Origin of the sequence: Rhizobium sp. P40RR-XXII, assembly GCF_012641405.1 — a bacterium.
GTDB lineage: Bacteria > Pseudomonadota > Alphaproteobacteria > Rhizobiales > Rhizobiaceae > Rhizobium.
The window spans coordinates 143,814-159,321 of sequence record NZ_JABAII010000004.1; the positions used below are offsets into that span (position 1 = coordinate 143,814).

The 15,508-nt window shown below is 61.5% G+C and carries 13 protein-coding genes; 1 reads left to right on the top strand and 12 read right to left on the bottom strand.

From position 1 onward, the window contains the following. Positions 1 to 177: 177 nt before the first annotated feature. The 3 genes from HGP16_RS09500 to HGP16_RS09510 are packed head-to-tail and all read right to left on the bottom strand — an operon-like array spanning position 178 to position 4,121. On the bottom strand, positions 178 to 1,203 hold the full coding sequence (locus HGP16_RS09500) for a hydroxyacid dehydrogenase (RefSeq protein WP_168839766.1): 1,026 nt from the start codon (positions 1,201 to 1,203) through the stop codon (positions 178 to 180). Beyond that, positions 1,200 to 3,056, bottom strand: a complete 1,857-nt coding sequence (locus HGP16_RS09505) for a DUF2264 domain-containing protein (RefSeq protein WP_168839767.1) — start codon at positions 3,054 to 3,056, stop codon at positions 1,200 to 1,202. The genes HGP16_RS09500 and HGP16_RS09505 overlap by 4 nt, the downstream gene beginning before the upstream one ends. A 42-nt stretch (positions 3,057 to 3,098) precedes the next feature. Then, positions 3,099 to 4,121, bottom strand: coding sequence for a LacI family DNA-binding transcriptional regulator (locus HGP16_RS09510; RefSeq protein WP_168839768.1), 1,023 nt, complete (start codon positions 4,119 to 4,121; stop codon positions 3,099 to 3,101). A 151-nt stretch (positions 4,122 to 4,272) separates the two neighbouring features. Here HGP16_RS09510 and HGP16_RS09515 point away from each other — a divergent pair, with 151 nt between their 5' ends. Next, positions 4,273 to 5,568 (top strand): ABC transporter substrate-binding protein, encoded by a 1,296-nt coding sequence (locus HGP16_RS09515; RefSeq protein WP_168839769.1) that lies wholly within the window; start codon positions 4,273 to 4,275, stop codon positions 5,566 to 5,568. 244 nt (positions 5,569 to 5,812) lie between these two features. Here HGP16_RS09515 and HGP16_RS09520 read toward each other — a convergent pair whose 3' ends face one another. From HGP16_RS09520 to HGP16_RS09560, 9 genes are all read right to left on the bottom strand, one after another. Continuing rightward, positions 5,813 to 6,673 (bottom strand): HAD family acid phosphatase, encoded by an 861-nt coding sequence (locus tag HGP16_RS09520; RefSeq protein WP_168839770.1) that lies wholly within the window; start codon positions 6,671 to 6,673, stop codon positions 5,813 to 5,815. A gap of 212 nt (positions 6,674 to 6,885) precedes the next feature. After that, positions 6,886 to 8,616 (bottom strand): ABC transporter substrate-binding protein, encoded by a 1,731-nt coding sequence (locus HGP16_RS09525; protein ID WP_168839771.1) that lies wholly within the window; start codon positions 8,614 to 8,616, stop codon positions 6,886 to 6,888. 68 nt (positions 8,617 to 8,684) lie between these two features. Continuing rightward, positions 8,685 to 8,951 (bottom strand): DUF2160 domain-containing protein, encoded by a 267-nt coding sequence (locus HGP16_RS09530; RefSeq protein ID WP_168840073.1) that lies wholly within the window; start codon positions 8,949 to 8,951, stop codon positions 8,685 to 8,687. Between the two features lie 32 nt (positions 8,952 to 8,983). Next, the gene (locus HGP16_RS09535; protein WP_246703326.1) at positions 8,984 to 9,856 is read right to left on the bottom strand and encodes a carbohydrate ABC transporter permease; all 873 of its coding nucleotides are present in this window, start codon (positions 9,854 to 9,856) and stop codon (positions 8,984 to 8,986) included. 47 nt (positions 9,857 to 9,903) lie between these two features. Further along, the gene (locus HGP16_RS09540) at positions 9,904 to 10,776 is read right to left on the bottom strand and encodes a carbohydrate ABC transporter permease (RefSeq protein ID WP_168839773.1); all 873 of its coding nucleotides are present in this window, start codon (positions 10,774 to 10,776) and stop codon (positions 9,904 to 9,906) included. Positions 10,777 to 10,778: 2 nt separating this feature from the next. Beyond that, entirely contained in the window at positions 10,779 to 11,849 is a 1,071-nt protein-coding gene (locus HGP16_RS09545; protein ID WP_168839774.1) for an ABC transporter ATP-binding protein, read from the bottom strand. 9 nt (positions 11,850 to 11,858) lie between these two features. After that, positions 11,859 to 12,941: an ABC transporter ATP-binding protein gene (locus tag HGP16_RS09550; protein ID WP_168839775.1), complete on the bottom strand. Its 1,083-nt coding sequence runs from the start codon at positions 12,939 to 12,941 to the stop codon at positions 11,859 to 11,861. 756 nt (positions 12,942 to 13,697) lie between these two features. Next, positions 13,698 to 14,339: a ThuA domain-containing protein gene (locus tag HGP16_RS09555; protein WP_068389995.1), complete on the bottom strand. Its 642-nt coding sequence runs from the start codon at positions 14,337 to 14,339 to the stop codon at positions 13,698 to 13,700. A gap of 24 nt (positions 14,340 to 14,363) precedes the next feature. After that, positions 14,364 to 15,464 carry a Gfo/Idh/MocA family protein gene (locus tag HGP16_RS09560; RefSeq protein ID WP_168839776.1) on the bottom strand — a complete coding sequence of 367 codons (1,101 nt, stop codon included), beginning with the start codon at positions 15,462 to 15,464 and terminating at the stop codon, positions 14,364 to 14,366. Between the last annotated feature and the right edge of the window lie 44 nt (positions 15,465 to 15,508).

Here is a 15,508-nt window from a genome sequence, read left to right on the forward strand (position 1 = left end):
GCGCAAAGGACACAGCAACAACTTTGTTGGCGCATGATCCTTTGCAAAAAATTCGAAGCCGAACGTTTTGCGGTCATGCGCATAGAGATTGCTAGCGCGGAATGATTAAAAACGGGTTGTTCGCCTGTGCCGAAATGGGGCGATTTCAGGGTGTTTTCATGGATTTGCTGCGTCGCGTCATGCCATCAGCGCCATGTCCTCGCGGCGGATTTCATAGAGCAGCGGCCTGCCATCGATGAAGCGGGCGGCCTCGTCGATCGCCATCTCGCCGAGGCGGGTCCGTTCCAGCCCGACAGCGCCGGCGATATGCGGCGTCAGAAAGACGTTCGGCAGGTCGTAGAAGGCCGAGGTAGCCTCCGGAATTTCCGGATCGGTGACGTCGATGATCGCATCGATGCGGCCGGTCTTCAACGCGGCGATCAGGGCGGCTTCGTCGACAAGCGCGCCACGCGCGGTATTGATGAAGGTTGCTCCGTCTTTCATCAGTGCAAGGCGTTGGGCATCGATCATGTGCCGCGTCGCCGGCAGCGAGGGCGCATGCAGCGAAACGATGTCGGCTGATGCCATCAGGGCTCCCAGTTCGGTTTTCTCCACGCCCAACCCGGCCGCCTCGGCGTCGCTGACCATGGGGTCGTAAAGCAAAATCCGGTAGTCGAAGGGCGAGAGCAGCTCGATCACGCGCCGGCCAATCCGCGAGGCGCCGATGATCCCGATTGTGCGGCCGTAATTGCCGATCGCTTCGGCCTGGATCGGCTGCGTCCGCTTGCGGTTGCGATCGGCGACATAGAGATCGCGAAACCGAAAGACCTTCTTGCCGGCGAAGATGATGGCGGCGAGAGTGAATTCGGCGACCGGCAGGGCATTGGCTTGGGCGGCATGGCTGACCAGGATACCGCGATCGAATAGGCCGTCTCCGAGCAGTCCTTTCACTGTGCCGGCTGCGTGAACGACCAGCTTCAGATGCGGCGCCTGGGCAAGCGCGGCGGTGTCGATCGTCGGAGAGCCCCAGCCGGTGATCAGGATTTCGGTTTCCGCAAGCAGCTTTGTCGCGCGCTCGTCGTCGAAGCGCTGCATCGGCGCTGCATCGAGCACGCGTCCGATGGTAGCGAGACGCTGAATGAGCGCCTCCGGCAGGACATGCTGCGTGCGCGATGGCTGCATGGCAAAGGCGACGGCCGGACGGCCGGAGAGAGATTGCGTCATGGCAGGCGACCCGGCGCCTCGATGGCGCTCACCGTGATGCCCTTGTCTTTCACGAGGGTGCGCAAGGCGTCGATATCGGGCCGCGCAGGCGGCTTCGTCCAGGCGTGATCGACGGCAGCTGGATCCTTCTCCGCAAGTACGGCCGAGACGAGAGTGGTCTCGCCGGTCGGGATCGCGCCCCGCAGCTGCGGCACCAAGGTCTTCGAGACGATGAGATTGGTGTTCGGCGGTGCTTTCTGCGCGACGCCCTGACGCTCGATCGTCGAACCGAGATCGAGAATACCGCTGAAATCCGCTTCGCCGATGGCGTAGGCGGCCCCGGTTTCGGAAGAGAGTGTATCGGCCTCGAAATCACGTCTGGCGATAGCAAAGCCGCCTTCGGCTGTCTGCAACGGCCGCGGCGTGGTGATCTTGTGCAGGCGGATATGCCAGGGCGAGGCCGGGACGAGCCATGTTTCCACGGTCACGTCGGGCATGGGCGACCATTTGGCATAAAGCGTATCGCCGGCAAGCTTTGCCTCTTCATTGGTTTCGCGCACGCGGTAGTGCAGGCCGTCGTCGCTGAAGGCAAGCATGCTGTCGAAGGCGCCGCCGGCAAAGATGCGCTCGTCACTTTCGACGCTGAAGCCATAGCGGGCGGAATAGGCGAATTTCGAATATTTCTCCGCGCCGAAGCGCATCTGCTGGTTTTCCTGGCCGGACGAAAGCGCGATGACATCCGCCTTGCTGCGCATCAGCACCATGCCGGGATGCTTCTGTGGGATGATAGCCGGCTCATTTTCCGGCGGCTTTTCTTCAGCGGCCCAGAACGGATGAGTCTCAGGCAGAGCCAGTGGCAGGAAGGCCTTGAAAGCCCAGTAGGGCGAGCCAGCGGAATTATAGTTTTCCGACATCAGCAGGTTGGGATAGGCAAAGCCGATCGGCAGGGTGCCGTCGCGATGGGCGATCGGCTTGTCGGCCCACCAGCGCAGGTGCCGCAGGCACAGGCCCTTGATCTCGCCCCATGGCAGCGCCTCGACATCGGCAAAGGCGAGCGCCGACCAGAAGCCGGCACAGGCGAAGCGATAGGTCAGGCTGCGGCCGAAAGGGATGGTGGCGCCATCGGGTGCGAACCAATGGCGGAAATCCCTGGCGAAGAGGATTGCACGTTCACGATAACGCTTGGCGCGGTCGTCATTGACGAGCTTAGAATAGATCAGCCCGTAAAAATGCATGGCGAAGGGAATGTAGTGATCGATGCGCCTGATATTGCCGTCGCGATACCAGCCATCGGCGATGTAGAAGCCGTCGAGTTCGTTCAGGTAGTTTTCCGTCAGGCTGCGGTCGAAGGAGGCGCCGAGCCGGTCGAGCGCGATATCCACGAAGATGCGGAAGAACTTCCAGTTGTTATCGGCATAGTCGAAGGTGCGAGCATGCTTGAGATAGGCGATCAGATTGTCGCGCGCGCGTTGATCGAGCGGCTCCCAGATCTTTTCAGGCACGAGGGCAAGCGCGAAGCCGAGGGCTGCAAGCTCGACCATGCGCTGATCGCGGCCGTTGACCGTGCCCCAATATTCCGGATGTTTCGGATCGACGCCGTTTGCGAGGCCTTCGGCGTAGCGGTCCCAATGGCGGAAGTCGCCGCCGCCGGCGCCGAGCGGCGCGACGCCCCAGAGCGGACGGGCGAAACCTTCGAGATCGGCGGCGGCGCGATCGAAATGCGCGCCGGCGGCATCGATGCGGACGCGGGCATTGCCTTGCGAAAAATAGGGCAGCAGCGGATCGAACAGGTCAGTCAGCGCCCGACGCATGTCCGGAGGGGTCTTCAGCGGGTTGCCGGCGAGCGGATTGGTGCTGGCGGGGTCATAGATCATCGGTTCGGCTTTCTCGATCGTTTTCCGCGGCGGGATTGGACTTTAGGTTTCGGGTGGCAGCGTGCCCCCAACGACCGGCGGAACGCCGTGGCAAATCTGGCGTGCCGGCGCATCGCGGTCGCGGAAGCGCGCGATCATCAGGCCGATGGCTTCCCGGCCGAGCGCTGCGCGGTCGACGCGCATGGTTGCCAGCCGGGGATTGGTCATCAGGGCGCAGGGAAGGTCGTCGAAGCCAACGATGGCGAAATCTTCCGGTACGCGCAGGCCAGCTTCGGTCACGGCGTCGAGCACGCCGACGGCAATGAAATCGTTCATGCAGAAGGCGGCGGTATAGCCGCCTTTCTCGGCTAGGATCGCAGTCGTGGTGTCGTGGGCTTCCTGGCTGGAGCTGCCGCGAAAGTTCATCGGCACGATGCGGCCGTCAGCACCCTCCACTGAAGCGATCGCCGCCTCGAAGCCGCGGATGCGTTCGCGGATCGTCTGGCGATGCGAGCCGGTCAGATGCAGAATGCGGCGGTGGCCGGCATCGAGCAGGCGCCGGGTTGCGTTGTAGGCGCCGAAGAAATTCGCGGGCGAAACGCCGTCGAAGCGCAGCTTCGGGTCGGTGCCGTTGACGAGCACCGTTGGCGTGCCGCTTGCCTCAAGCCAGCGGCATAGCTCTTCCGAAGGGTCGATGCCGACGAGAAAGAGGCCTTCGGCGCCGGCGGCCTGCAGATATTCCTTTACCAGCTCCGGCTCGGTCCTTGCCTCGCGGATGAGACGGATGTCGAAGCGCATGCCGCGCTCGGCGGCGCCTGCGCGCAGGCCTTCCAGAATGCCTTCATAGAAAACGCTCAAGCCTCCGGTGACGCTGTCGCTTGCAATCAGCGCCAGTCCACCTGAGATCGTCTCGGTCGCCGTTTTCAGCGGATAGCCGAGATCGCTCGCGACCTTGAAGATATGCTGACGGATCGTCTCGCTGATGCCGGGCTCGTTGGTGAGAACCCGCGACACCGTCGAAACGGAGACGCCGGCGGCTGTGGCAATATCAGCCTGCCGGATGCGTTTGGAGCGAATATCGTTCATGGTGCAAACGCTATGCAAAATTATGCAAATTTGCAATAGAAAGATTTTTTATTGCGCAGTGCAATGAAGTTGCATATCTTCGACCCACTTCATCCGCGAAAAGCGTCGGGGAGATCGCCGCGGATGGCAACGCAAGAGAAGGAGGAATCTCATGCGCATGAATCGCCGTTCATTCATGATCGGGGCCACTGGGGCCGCGGCCGGGCTTGCCTTCGGCGGAGGAGCGATGCCGGCGTTTGCCGATGAGACGCAGCTCAGGGCAATGTGGTGGGGCTCGCCCGATCGTGGCAAGCGCACGGTCGCCGTCGCCGAGCTGTTCCACGGCAAGAACCCGGATATTTCCATCGTCGGCGAGAGCATCAGCGGCGACGGCTACTGGGCCAAGCTCGCGACGGGAATGGCGAGCCAGAATATCGCGGACGTTTTCCAGCTCGAACCGAGCACGATCTCGGATTATTCCAAACGCGGCGCCTGCATGCCGCTCGACCAGTTCGTGCCCTCGACGCTGAATATCGACAGTTTCGGCAAGGACGTGCTGAAGCTGACCACGGTCGACAACAAGCTCTATGGCGTTGGCCTCGGGCTTAACTCCTTTGCGATGTTCTATGACGAGGACATGTTCAAGAAGACCGGCTTGACGCCGCCCGGTCCGACCACGACATGGGCCGAATATGCCGATCTCGCGGTGGAAATGACCAAGGCCGCCGGCAAGCGCGGCTATTGGGGTGGTCCTTATGGCGCACGCTACAATTATGTGCTCGACGTCTGGCTGCGCCAGCGCGGCAAGAGCCTCTTTACGGAGGAGGGTGGGCTCGGCTTCGGCGTCGACGATGCCAAGGAATGGTATAGCTACTGGGAAGACCTGCGCAAACGCGGCGGCACGGTCTCAGCCGATGTGCAGACGCTCGACCAGAACGTCATCGAGAGCAACTGCCTGGCGCTTGGCAAATCGGCCATCGGCATGGCCTATTCCAACCAGCTCGTCGGCTACCAGCTCGTGGTCAAGAGCAAGCTTGCCGTCACCATGCTGCCGCGCGAGAAGAAGGACGGTCCCTCCGGTCATTACTATCGTCCGGCGCTGATCTGGAGTGTCGGCGCCACCAGCAAGAACGGCGAAGCGGCGGCGAAATTCATCAATTTCTTCGTCAACGACATCGATGCCGGCAAGATCCTCGGTGTGGAACGTGGTGTGCCGATGTCGCCTACCGTGCGCGCCGCCCTCCTGCCCACGCTCAATCCGGTGGAGCAGCAGACGGTGCACTATATCGAGCTGCTGAAGGATCAGGTCGGTACCTATCCCGTGCCGGCGCCGCTCGGCTCCGGAGAATTCGATCAGAACGTCGCCCGCCCCGTCGCCGACCAGCTCGCCTTCGGCAAGATCACGGTCGCCGAAGCGGCGAAGCGGCTCGTGGAAGAGGGTGCGACGAAGCTGAAGCGGAAGAGTTGATTGATAGTTGGCTATATGGGTGAAGACCAAGTGAGCTCGGCTTTGCGGCAACTCCTGTGCCTGGCTCCTCACCCTAGCCCTCTCCCCGCCAAGCGGGGCGAGGGATGACTGCGCAAGATAATTGGCCTCGTCGAGTAGCAGCGTTTGGCATTGCAGAGCTCCCTCCCCCGCTCTGCGGGGTGAGGGGCGAGGCAAAGAATTGCCATAAGCGCGAATTCGCCTGACAGTCTTTTGTCGAAGAGAGTCACTTCCCATCCCAAGGCGTCAAAGCATCCTGCTTCATCTTGCGCTGTTCTTCCGGCGGAAGCTTGTAATCGCCCTTGTATGGTGCGCTCTCGAATGAGCCATAGGTCGGGTTGGCGATGGCGATCCAGTCGTGGCCGAAATGGGCGGCGTTGGCTTCGAAGACCTTCTGGCGCTCCTCGACGGTGCCCTTGTAGTCGTCGGTGAAGTCGCCGAAATTATCGCCAAACATCAGGAGAACGCGATAGTTCTTGGCGATGAAGGCGCGGCGCGTGCCCTTGGCGGAGCCCCAATCCGGCTGTTCCTTGGCGCTCAGGAAGGTGTCGACATTGTCGCCCATCGGAAAGCCGAAGCGCTTCATTTCCTCGACGGTCGGGCCTTCCTCATCGGCGGTGCGATTGGTGACGTAGAAGACCTTCACGCCTTTCGAAGCCGCATATTGGGTAAATTCTACCGCACCGGCGATCGGCTTGTCCTGTTGGGCATTGACGTATTGCGTCCAGCTCTGCGGCGTGAAGCTGGTGCCCGCCGTAATATTACGCGCCTGGTAGGGCGAGGTGTTGAGGATGGTGTCATCGACATCGAGGATGATGGCTGGCGGGAAGTCCTGGAAACTGCCCGTCTGCTCCACGGGTGCGGCGGTCCAGCTCTTGTCGGCCAATGCTTCGTCGAGCCTGATGCGACCGAGCGTATAGGCGCCGAGCGCGTTGGCCTGCGCCTCGACCGAGGTTTGGTCCCAGAGAACCGCATTGAGATTGTCGTCGGGCGACGGTGCCGGCAGATCGGCGCCCAGGGCCGGCAGGGCGGCGACAAGGCCAATGGCGGTGACGAGCGTTCGGCGCCCAAAAAATCCGTTTCTCACGTTGCTCTCCTTATCCAGAAATCCACGAAGTATATCAATGAGTTCTGACGTACGCAGGTGTTGTGACCCGGATAAGGATAGTTCGCGCTCGCGGGAAATGTGTCAAGGCTGTGACAATCATCGCGGCTTTATTTTTGCGGAGTCTTGATTCTGACGAAAAATGCCGGAGCTCCTTCGAGCCCCGGCATTCGTATAGCGTCGATGAGCCTGGTTTATTTCGCCGCGTCGGCCCAGCTCTTGACCAGCTCGTCGTAGTTGACGGTGACCGGTTTTTCCTTCTCGTTGGCGATCTTCAGCTGCGGAGCGAGATGACCGTTCTTGACGGCATCGGCGTTCCAGTAGGCAAGATCGTGCTCTTCGGCGAGCTTCGGGCCGATATCGCCCTGAACGCCCGCGCGTTCGATGCGCTGCATTACCTTTTCCTGGTCGGCGCAGAGTGCATCCATGGCGCCCTGGGCGTCCTTGGCGCCCGATGCGGCATCGCCGATCGCCTGCCACCAGAGCTGAGCCAGCTTCGGATAGTCAGGAACGTTGGTGCCGGTCGGCGACCACTGCACGCGGGCCGGCGAGCGATAGAACTCGATCAGGCCGCCGAGTTCAGGCGCGCGCTTGGTGAAGCTCTTGTCGCGGATGGTGGATTCGCGGATGAAGGTGAGGCCGACATGGCTCTTCTTCACATCCACCGTCTTCGACGTCACGAACTGCGCATAGAGCCACGCGGCCTTGGCGCGGTCGACCGGGGTCGACTTCATCAGCGTCCAGGAACCGACGTCCTGATAGCCGAGCTTCATGCCGTCCTTCCAGTAGACGCCATGCGGAGACGGCGCCATGCGCCATTTCGGCGTGCCATCGGCGTTCATGACCGGCAGGCCGGGCTTGACCATGTCGGCAGTGAAGGCCGTGTACCAGAAGATCTGCTGGGCGATATTGCCCTGCGACGGAACCGGACCGGATTCCGAGAAGGTCATGCCCTGTGCTTCCGCCGGAGCGTAAGCCTTCAGCCAGTCGAGATACTTCTGGATCGAATAGACGGCGGCCGGTCCGTTGGTATCGCCGCCACGTGCGACGCAGGAGCCGACAGGACGCGAATTGGCATCGACCTTGATGCCCCATTCGTCGACCGGCAGACCGTTCGGCAGGCCCTTGTCGCCGTTGCCGGCCATGGAAAGCCAGGCGTCGGTGAAGCGCCAGCCGAGCGACGGGTCCTTCTTGCCATAGTCCATATGGCCGAAGACCTTCTTGCCGTCGACATCGCGGCCGGTGAAGAATTGCGCGATATCCTCATAGGCCGACCAGTTGACCGGCACGCCGAGTTCGTAGCCGTATTTCGCCTTGAAGTCCGCCTTGTTCTTCGGGTCGTTGAACCAGTCGTAGCGGAACCAGTAGAGGTTGGCGAACTGCTGGTCCGGGAGCTGATAGAGCTTCTTGTCGGGAGCGGTGGTGAAGCTGGTGCCGATGAAATCGGCGACATCGAGATTGGGATTGGTGACGTCCTTGCCCTCGCCAGCCATCCAATCCGTCAGGTTGCGCACCTGCTTGTAGCGCCAATGCGTACCGATCAGGTCGGAATCGTTGACCCAGCCGTCATAGAGGTTCTGACCGGTCTGCATCTGCGTCTGGATCTTCTCGACGACGTCGCCTTCCTGGATGACGTCGTGGGTGACCTTGATGCCGGTGATGGCGGTGAAGGCCGGCGCGAGAACCTGCGATTCATACTGGTGGGTCGTCAGCGTTTCCGAAACGACCTTGATTTCCATGCCCTGGAAAGGCTTGGCCGCATCGACGAACCATTGCATTTCCTTTTCCTGGTCGGCGCGCGAGAGCGTCGAAAGGTCACCGATCTCCTTGTCCAGGAATGTCTTGGCCTCGTTCATGCCGGCGTTGGCCGTGCCGGCCAAGGCCAGCAGGGCGACAGCCGTCGTCGTCAAGAGATGTCTTCGCATATATTCCTCCCTACAGGTTGCGAGTGCATTTCGGAACGGCCGGATTGCCGGCCGCCGTATCGGTTGCTTCAGACCAGACGGAAAACGCCGGCGGCGTAGACCACGGAGAGAGCAAGAGCCCACCACAGGCTGGGGCCTCCCAGGCCCAGCCAAGCGAGATGGATGAAGGCGGCGCCGAGCAGCGAGATGAACAGCCGGTCGCCGCGCGTTGTTTCGAAGCGCAGGATGCCGAGGCGCGGATTGCCGCCGGGCGAAAAATATTCCCAGACCGCCATGCCGATCAAAAGCAGCAGGATCGTCGCGAAAAAGAGCGCCGTCGGCAGTGTCCAGGCCATCCAGGAAAAGTCAGTATTCACAGCGGTTTCCTTCAGACGCGGCCGAGCGCGAAGCCCTTGGCGATGTAGTTGCGGACGAAATAGATCACGAGCGCGCCTGGGATCAGCGTCAGCACGCCGGCGGCGGCAAGCAGGCCCCAGTCCATGCCGGCAGCCGAGACCGTGCGCGTCATGATGGCGGCGATCGGCTTGGCGTCGGTCGTCGTCAAGGTGCGGGCGATCAGCAGCTCCACCCAGGAGAACATGAAGCAGAAGAAGGCGGCGACGCCGATGCCGCTTGCGATCAGCGGAATGAAGATCTTGATGAAGAAGCGCGGGAACGAATAGCCGTCGATATAGGCCGTCTCGTCGATCTCCTTCGGCACGCCGGACATGAAGCCTTCGAGGATCCAGACCGCCAGCGGCACGTTGAACAGGCAATGCGCCAGCGCTACGGCGATATGGGTGTCGATCAGGCCGAAGGCCGAATAGAGCTGGAAGAACGGCAGGGCGAAGACCGCCGGTGGCGCCATGCGGTTCGTCAGCAGCCAGAAGAAGACATGCTTGTCGCCGAGGAAGCGGTAGCGCGAGAAGGCGTAGGCCGCCGGAAGAGCGCACGCAACCGAGATCACCATGTTCATGACGACATAGGTAATCGAGTTGATGTAGCCCTTGTACCAGGACGGATCGGTGAAGATGATCGCGTAGTTGCGCAGCGTCGGCTCATGCGGATAGAGCGTCAACCCGCCGATGATCTCCTCATTCGTCTTGAAGCTCATATTGACGAGCCAGTAGATCGGTAGCAGCAGGAAGACGATGTAGATTGCCGGCACCAGCCAGGACCAGCGCCCTTTTTCGCCCTGGCGGCGGCTGACCTGCGCGCCCGCCGCGGCAACGACATTTGCGGCGGCATCCGACGCTGCCATCTTGTGCATCGCGGCGTCATCGGCCGTGGTGGAGAAGGATTTGCCGCTCATCGGCGTTCTCCCGCATCGTAATTGGTCATGACGGTGTAGAAGACCCAGGACAGCAGGAGCACGATCAGGAAGTAGATCAGCGACATGGCTGCCGCCGGGCCGAGGTCGAACTGGCCGAGCGCCACCTTCACGAGATCGATCGACAGGAAGGTCGTCGAATTGCCGGGGCCGCCGCCGGTCACGACGAAGGGTTCGGTATAGATCATGAAGCTATCCATGAAGCGCAGCAGCACGGCGATCAGCAGGACGCGGTTCATCTTCGGCAGCTGAATGTAGCGGAAGACGGACCAGCGCGAGGCGCCGTCGATCTTGGCGGCCTGGTAGAAGGCGTCGGGGATGGAGGCGAGGCCGGCATAGCAGAGCAGTACGACAAGGCTCGTCCAATGCCAGACGTCCATGATGATGATCGTCGCCCAGGCGTCGGCGGGATCGGAGACGTAATTATAGTCGATGCCGAGATTGACGAGGACATAGCCCATCAAACCGATGTCGCTGCGCCCGAAGACCTGCCAGATCGTGCCGACGACGTTCCACGGGATCAGCAGCGGCAAGGCCATCAGCACGAGGCAGACGGGAACGCCGATGCCCTTCTTCGGCATGTTGAGGGCGATGAAGATGCCGAGCGGCACTTCGATCGCCAGGATGACGAAGGAGAAGATCAGGTTGCGGATCATCGAATCCCAGAAGCGGCCGGAATGGAGGATCTCTTCGAACCACTGCGTGCCCGCCCAGAAGAAGACGTTGTTGCCGAACGTGTCCTGCACCGAGTAGTTCACCACCGTCATCAGCGGAATGACGGCGGAAAAGCCGACCAGCAGCAGAACCGGAATGAGCATGAACCAGGCTTTGTTGTTCCAGGTCTTCTCCATCGTCAGGCTCCCATCTCGATGCGCCAGGAGTCGGCGTAGATATTGATGCCGGCCGGGTCGAAAGCGATGTGCGGCTCGGCCGGCACCGTCTGGTCCTCGCCGATGACGGCGACGATATCCTGGCCGTCCAGCTTGGCGCGGACCACCTTGCGGCGGCCGAGATCTTCGACCTTGGTCACTGTCGCGGGCATGCCCTCGCGGCCGATGCGGACAAATTCGGGGCGGATGCCGAGTTCGGAGCGGCCGGTGCGCTTTTCCAGCGGCGCGCCGGGCAACGCGATCGTGCGGCTGCCGATGCGCGCGCTGCTGCCTTCGATTTCGACGGGCATGACGTTCATGCCGGGCGAGCCGATGAAATAGCCGACGAAGGTATGGCGCGGGCGCTCAAACAGGTCGTTCGGCGTGCCGATCTGCACCACTTCGCCATTGTACATGACCACCACCTTGTCGGCGAAGGTCAGCGCCTCCGTCTGGTCGTGGGTCACATAGACCATGGTGAAGCCGAAGCGGCGGTGCAGCTGCTTCAGCTGCGAGCGCAGCACCCATTTCATATGCGGATCGATGACGGTCAGCGGCTCGTCGAACAGGATGGCGTTGACATCGGAGCGCACGAGGCCGCGGCCGAGCGAGATCTTCTGCTTGGCATCGGCGGTGAGCCCGCGCGCCTTGCGATGGGCACTGTCGGAAAGGCCGATCATCTCGATGATCTCATCGACCTTGCGCTTGACCTCGGCTTCCGGAACATGCCGGTTGCGCAGCGGGAAGGCGAGATTGTCGTAGACGGTCATCGTGTCGTAGACGACGGGGAACTGGAAGACCTGCGCGATGTTACGCTCCTGGGTCGACAGCCGGGTCACGTCCTTGCCGTCGAAGAGGATGCGTCCCTCGGAGGCTTGCACCAGACCGGACACGATGTTCAACAGGGTGGTCTTGCCGCAGCCCGAGGGACCGAGCAGCGCATAGGCGCTGCCGTCTTCCCAACTATGGTTGACTTCCTTCAGCGCATAGTCGGCGTCGGATTTCGGATGGTCGTTGTAAGCGTGCCTGATGTGGTCAAGATCGATGCGGGCCATTGTCTCTCCTCAGGCGGCTTGTTGCAGGGTGGGAGTGACGGCGGCGCCTTCGGTGTCGAAGACCATGATATGGCGCGGATCGATATAGACATCGATCGCATCGTCGACATCGATATCCTGCACGCCCTGGGTCAGCATCACCCAGCGCCGGCCGGAAACGTCGATATGGATGAAGCTTTCCGAACCGGTGATCTCGGAGACGCTCACTGTTGCCGACGCGGCGACAGCTTCCGGCGTCTGCGGCGCAAGCGCCAGATGATGCGGCTGGAAGGCGATCGTGTAGCGGGCATCCGGCTGACTTTGGAGATCCTTCGGCACGGGCAGGCGGATATTGCCATCGAGCACGAATTCGCCGCCGCGCTTGTCGAGCGTAATTGTGTTCAGCGGCGGATCGGCGAAAGTGGTGGCTGTGATCAGGTCCTTCGGGTTGCGGAAGACCTCGATCGTCGGTCCGAACTGGGTGATGCGGCCTTCCGCCAAGGTTGCGGTATTGCCGCCGAGGAGCAGGGCCTCGGACGGTTCCGTCGTGGCGTAGACGAAGATCGCGCCGGATTCGGCGAAGATTTTCGGCAATTCGGCGCGCAGCTCCTCGCGCAGCTTGTAGTCGAGATTGGCAAGCGGCTCGTCGAGCAGCACCAGCCCCGCATTCTTCACGATGGCGCGCGCGAGTGCCGTGCGCTGCTGCTGGCCGCCGGAAAGGCTCAACGGGAGGCGGTCGAGGAAGGGGCCAAGGCGCAGAAGGTCGGCTGCCTTTTTGACCTCCTTGTCGATGGTCGCGGCGCTTTTGCCGCCCAGCCGCATCGGCGAGGCGATATTGTCGTAGACGGTCATCGCGGGATAATTGATGAATTGCTGGTAGACCATCGCGACGTTGCGGCGCTGCACCGGCTGGCCGGTGACGTCGGTGCCGTCGACATGAATGGTTCCCGCGGTTGGCTTGTCGAGCCCGGCCATCAGCCGCATCAGTGACGTCTTGCCCGAAAGCGTCGGTCCCAGCAGCACATTCAGCGTGCCACGCTGCAGCGTCAGGTTCGTTTCTGCGATATGCGTCTCGCCGCCGACCGACTTCGATACGCCTCTAAGTTCAAGCACGATAAATTCCTTCCATGCGTCGCATATCGATGCTGCCGCGAGGATCGCGAAGAGACTGATCCGTCCGGAAATGCCGTCGCCGGGCGGTGTCTGTTGCTGAGATTATGGTTGTCGGGAGGTGGATTGTGCCGATTTGCCCGCGGAAACATCGCGTCGGCAAGAATTGCGTCGCGCGACGTCAGTGGCGGTGCGGCCTATGCCGCAAACCATGCCGTTTTCCGTGTTGATCTGATTTTCGGACAATTATTCCTCCCCTTGTTTCGATTTGCATCCCTCACGCGAAAACCGAAACAAGAATGACGATAAATGAAGATAAAGGAATGTCAAACGAAAACTGGTCGCGTTTCAGTTTCGCTTCATGAATCTGGCTGGAGGCCTATTTCAGGGATAAATAACAAAACCGGTAACCGATTGATCGGCATTGGAAATGAAACCCAACAGGCCTCCCGGCGCGATCTCGCGCTCCGCGTCTCTTGAGGCCCGCGGCCGCTCCTTGGCGTCGGCGGCGCGTGCGATCCGGCATCGGGTTTGCCGCCGACTATGGGACGAAAATTTGGAATGTCTGGGAATGGGCTGGCAAACGGCCGAAAGAGTGAAGGCTGCACCGCGTTTTCGCGGGAGATTCCAGCGGCGGCCCGTCCGGCCTGCTCCGGCTGCGATTTGCTCGAAGCAATGAGGTTGCGGCGGCGGCCGAGCCCGATAATCAGCCGCCCCTCAAATGATATGAGGAGCGGTTTTTTTCGAAAGGGGCAGCGCTCAGCGCGCCGCCCAATTGGCGCCGCGGCGGAAGATGGTTTTCATCTGCGGCACGTCGAATTCCTTGGCCTGGTGGCCGAGCGAGGAATAGAAGACGCGGCCCTTGCCGTATTTGCGCTTCCAGGCGACCGGCATGACGACGCCGTCGATCCAGTAGGCGTGATCACCGGTAAAGGTCGTGGTCGCCAGCACCTCGTTCGACGGATCGACATGCATGTAATATTGTTCCGACGTATAGGGGAAATCGGTGATCCCCTCCATGATCGGATCGTCCGGTCGCGTGATGTTGACCGTATAGTCGATGATGTTGCCGGGATGGGCGACCCACTGGCCGCCGATGATGAACTGATACTCGACGCTTTCGCGGAACGAGTCGCCAGCGCCGCCATGATAGCCGGCGATGCCGACGCCGCTTTCGATCGCATCGGCAAGGTTCTTCACCTCTTCCTTCTCGATCTTCGACATGGTGACGATCGGCACGATCAGGCTGAGATCGTGGATCGAGGGGTCGGCGAAGGCTTCGGTGCTGTTTTCGAGGTAGACCTTGAAGCCGTCCTCTTCCAGCATGTCGCGGATGATATGGGCGCATTCCTGCGGTTCGTGGCCGCTCCAGCCGCCCCAGACAATAAGTGCTTCACGCATGATGTATCTCCTGAACTCTTTCGATTAGCGGCCGATTTTTCCGTCCACCAGGGATTCGGACAGAGGGGCCGGACGTTCGGTTTTGGTAGTAATCGTGACCGTGCGGCCGGTGTCGGAGGCCGTCTGGAAGGCTTCCATGACCTCGAGCACATGCAGCGCTAGGCTGCCATCGGCGCGGTGGGGCCGGTTGGAGCGGATGGCGTGCGCCAGATCGGCGACGCCGAGCGAGCGGTAGTTGCCGTCGGCATAGGGGGCGGTGACCTCGCGCCCCTCGAACTGGCCGCCCTTTTTCAGATATTCGACAGCGCCACCGAAATGGTTCGGATCAGGCACGATCAGCGTGCCTTCCGTGCCATAGACTTCGAGCGGCACATGCTTGTGGCCGGCGACATCGAAGCTCATGCCGATCTGGACGACAGCGCCATTGGCAAAGGCCATGACGCCGGCAACATGCGTCGGCACGTGCACCGGAACGTGCTCGCCGTTGCGCGGCTCGCTGGTGATGATGCGCTCCTTGCGCGGCGTGACGGCAAAGCCGGCGACCTGGGAGACGGGACCGAGCAGGTTAACGAGGTCGGTGATGTAATAGGGACCCATGTCGAGCATCGGGCCGCCGCCGACTTCATAATAGAAAGCCGGATTCGGATGCCAGCGCTCGTGGCCGGGGCACATGAAGGTGGCGGTGCCGCCGACCGGGATGCCGATCGCGCCCTCGTCGATGATGGCGCGCGCCGTCTGATGGCCGCCGCCAAGGAAGGTGTCGGGGGCCGCGCCGATGCGCAGGCCCTTGGCCGCCGCGGCATCCGCGAGTTTCTTGCCTTCGGCAAAATTGATGCCGAGCGGCTTTTCCGAATAGGTGTGCTTGCCGGCGTCCAGCGCCTGCAGGCCGACGGCAACATGCGCTTTGGGAATGGTCAGGTTGACGATGATCTCGACCGAGGGATCAGCAAGCAGGGTTGCGATATCCACGGCCTTCAGGCCGAATTCGGCAGCCTTCGCCTCGGCGAGCTCGCGATTGAGATCGGCCACGCCTTTGATGTCGAGAACGGGAAAGGATTTCATGGCGGTGAGATAGGCGCCGGAAATGTTTCCGCAGCCGATAATGCCGATGCCGACCTTGTTCATAGATTTCCTCCAGATGAATTGTCTTTGCTGTCCTGGAGCGGCTC

Excerpts from the sequence above, each read along its gene's own strand:
- HGP16_RS09500 (WP_168839766.1), bottom strand. The coding sequence starts at position 1,203 with ATGACGCAATCTCTCTCCGGCCGTCCGGCCGTCGCCTTTGCCATGCAG.
- HGP16_RS09505 (WP_168839767.1), bottom strand. The coding sequence starts at position 3,056 with ATGATCTATGACCCCGCCAGCACCAATCCGCTCGCCGGCAACCCGCTG.
- HGP16_RS09510 (WP_168839768.1), bottom strand. The coding sequence starts at position 4,121 with ATGAACGATATTCGCTCCAAACGCATCCGGCAGGCTGATATTGCCACA.
- HGP16_RS09515 (WP_168839769.1), top strand. The coding sequence starts at position 4,273 with ATGCGCATGAATCGCCGTTCATTCATGATCGGGGCCACTGGGGCCGCG.
- HGP16_RS09525 (WP_168839771.1), bottom strand. The coding sequence starts at position 8,616 with ATGCGAAGACATCTCTTGACGACGACGGCTGTCGCCCTGCTGGCCTTG.
- HGP16_RS09530 (WP_168840073.1), bottom strand. The coding sequence starts at position 8,951 with ATGGCCTGGACACTGCCGACGGCGCTCTTTTTCGCGACGATCCTGCTG.
- HGP16_RS09535 (WP_246703326.1), bottom strand. The coding sequence starts at position 9,856 with ATGGCAGCGTCGGATGCCGCCGCAAATGTCGTTGCCGCGGCGGGCGCG.
- HGP16_RS09540 (WP_168839773.1), bottom strand. The coding sequence starts at position 10,776 with ATGGAGAAGACCTGGAACAACAAAGCCTGGTTCATGCTCATTCCGGTT.
- HGP16_RS09545 (WP_168839774.1), bottom strand. The coding sequence starts at position 11,849 with ATGGCCCGCATCGATCTTGACCACATCAGGCACGCTTACAACGACCAT.
- HGP16_RS09555 (WP_068389995.1), bottom strand. The coding sequence starts at position 14,339 with ATGCGTGAAGCACTTATTGTCTGGGGCGGCTGGAGCGGCCACGAACCG.
- HGP16_RS09560 (WP_168839776.1), bottom strand. The coding sequence starts at position 15,464 with ATGAACAAGGTCGGCATCGGCATTATCGGCTGCGGAAACATTTCCGGC.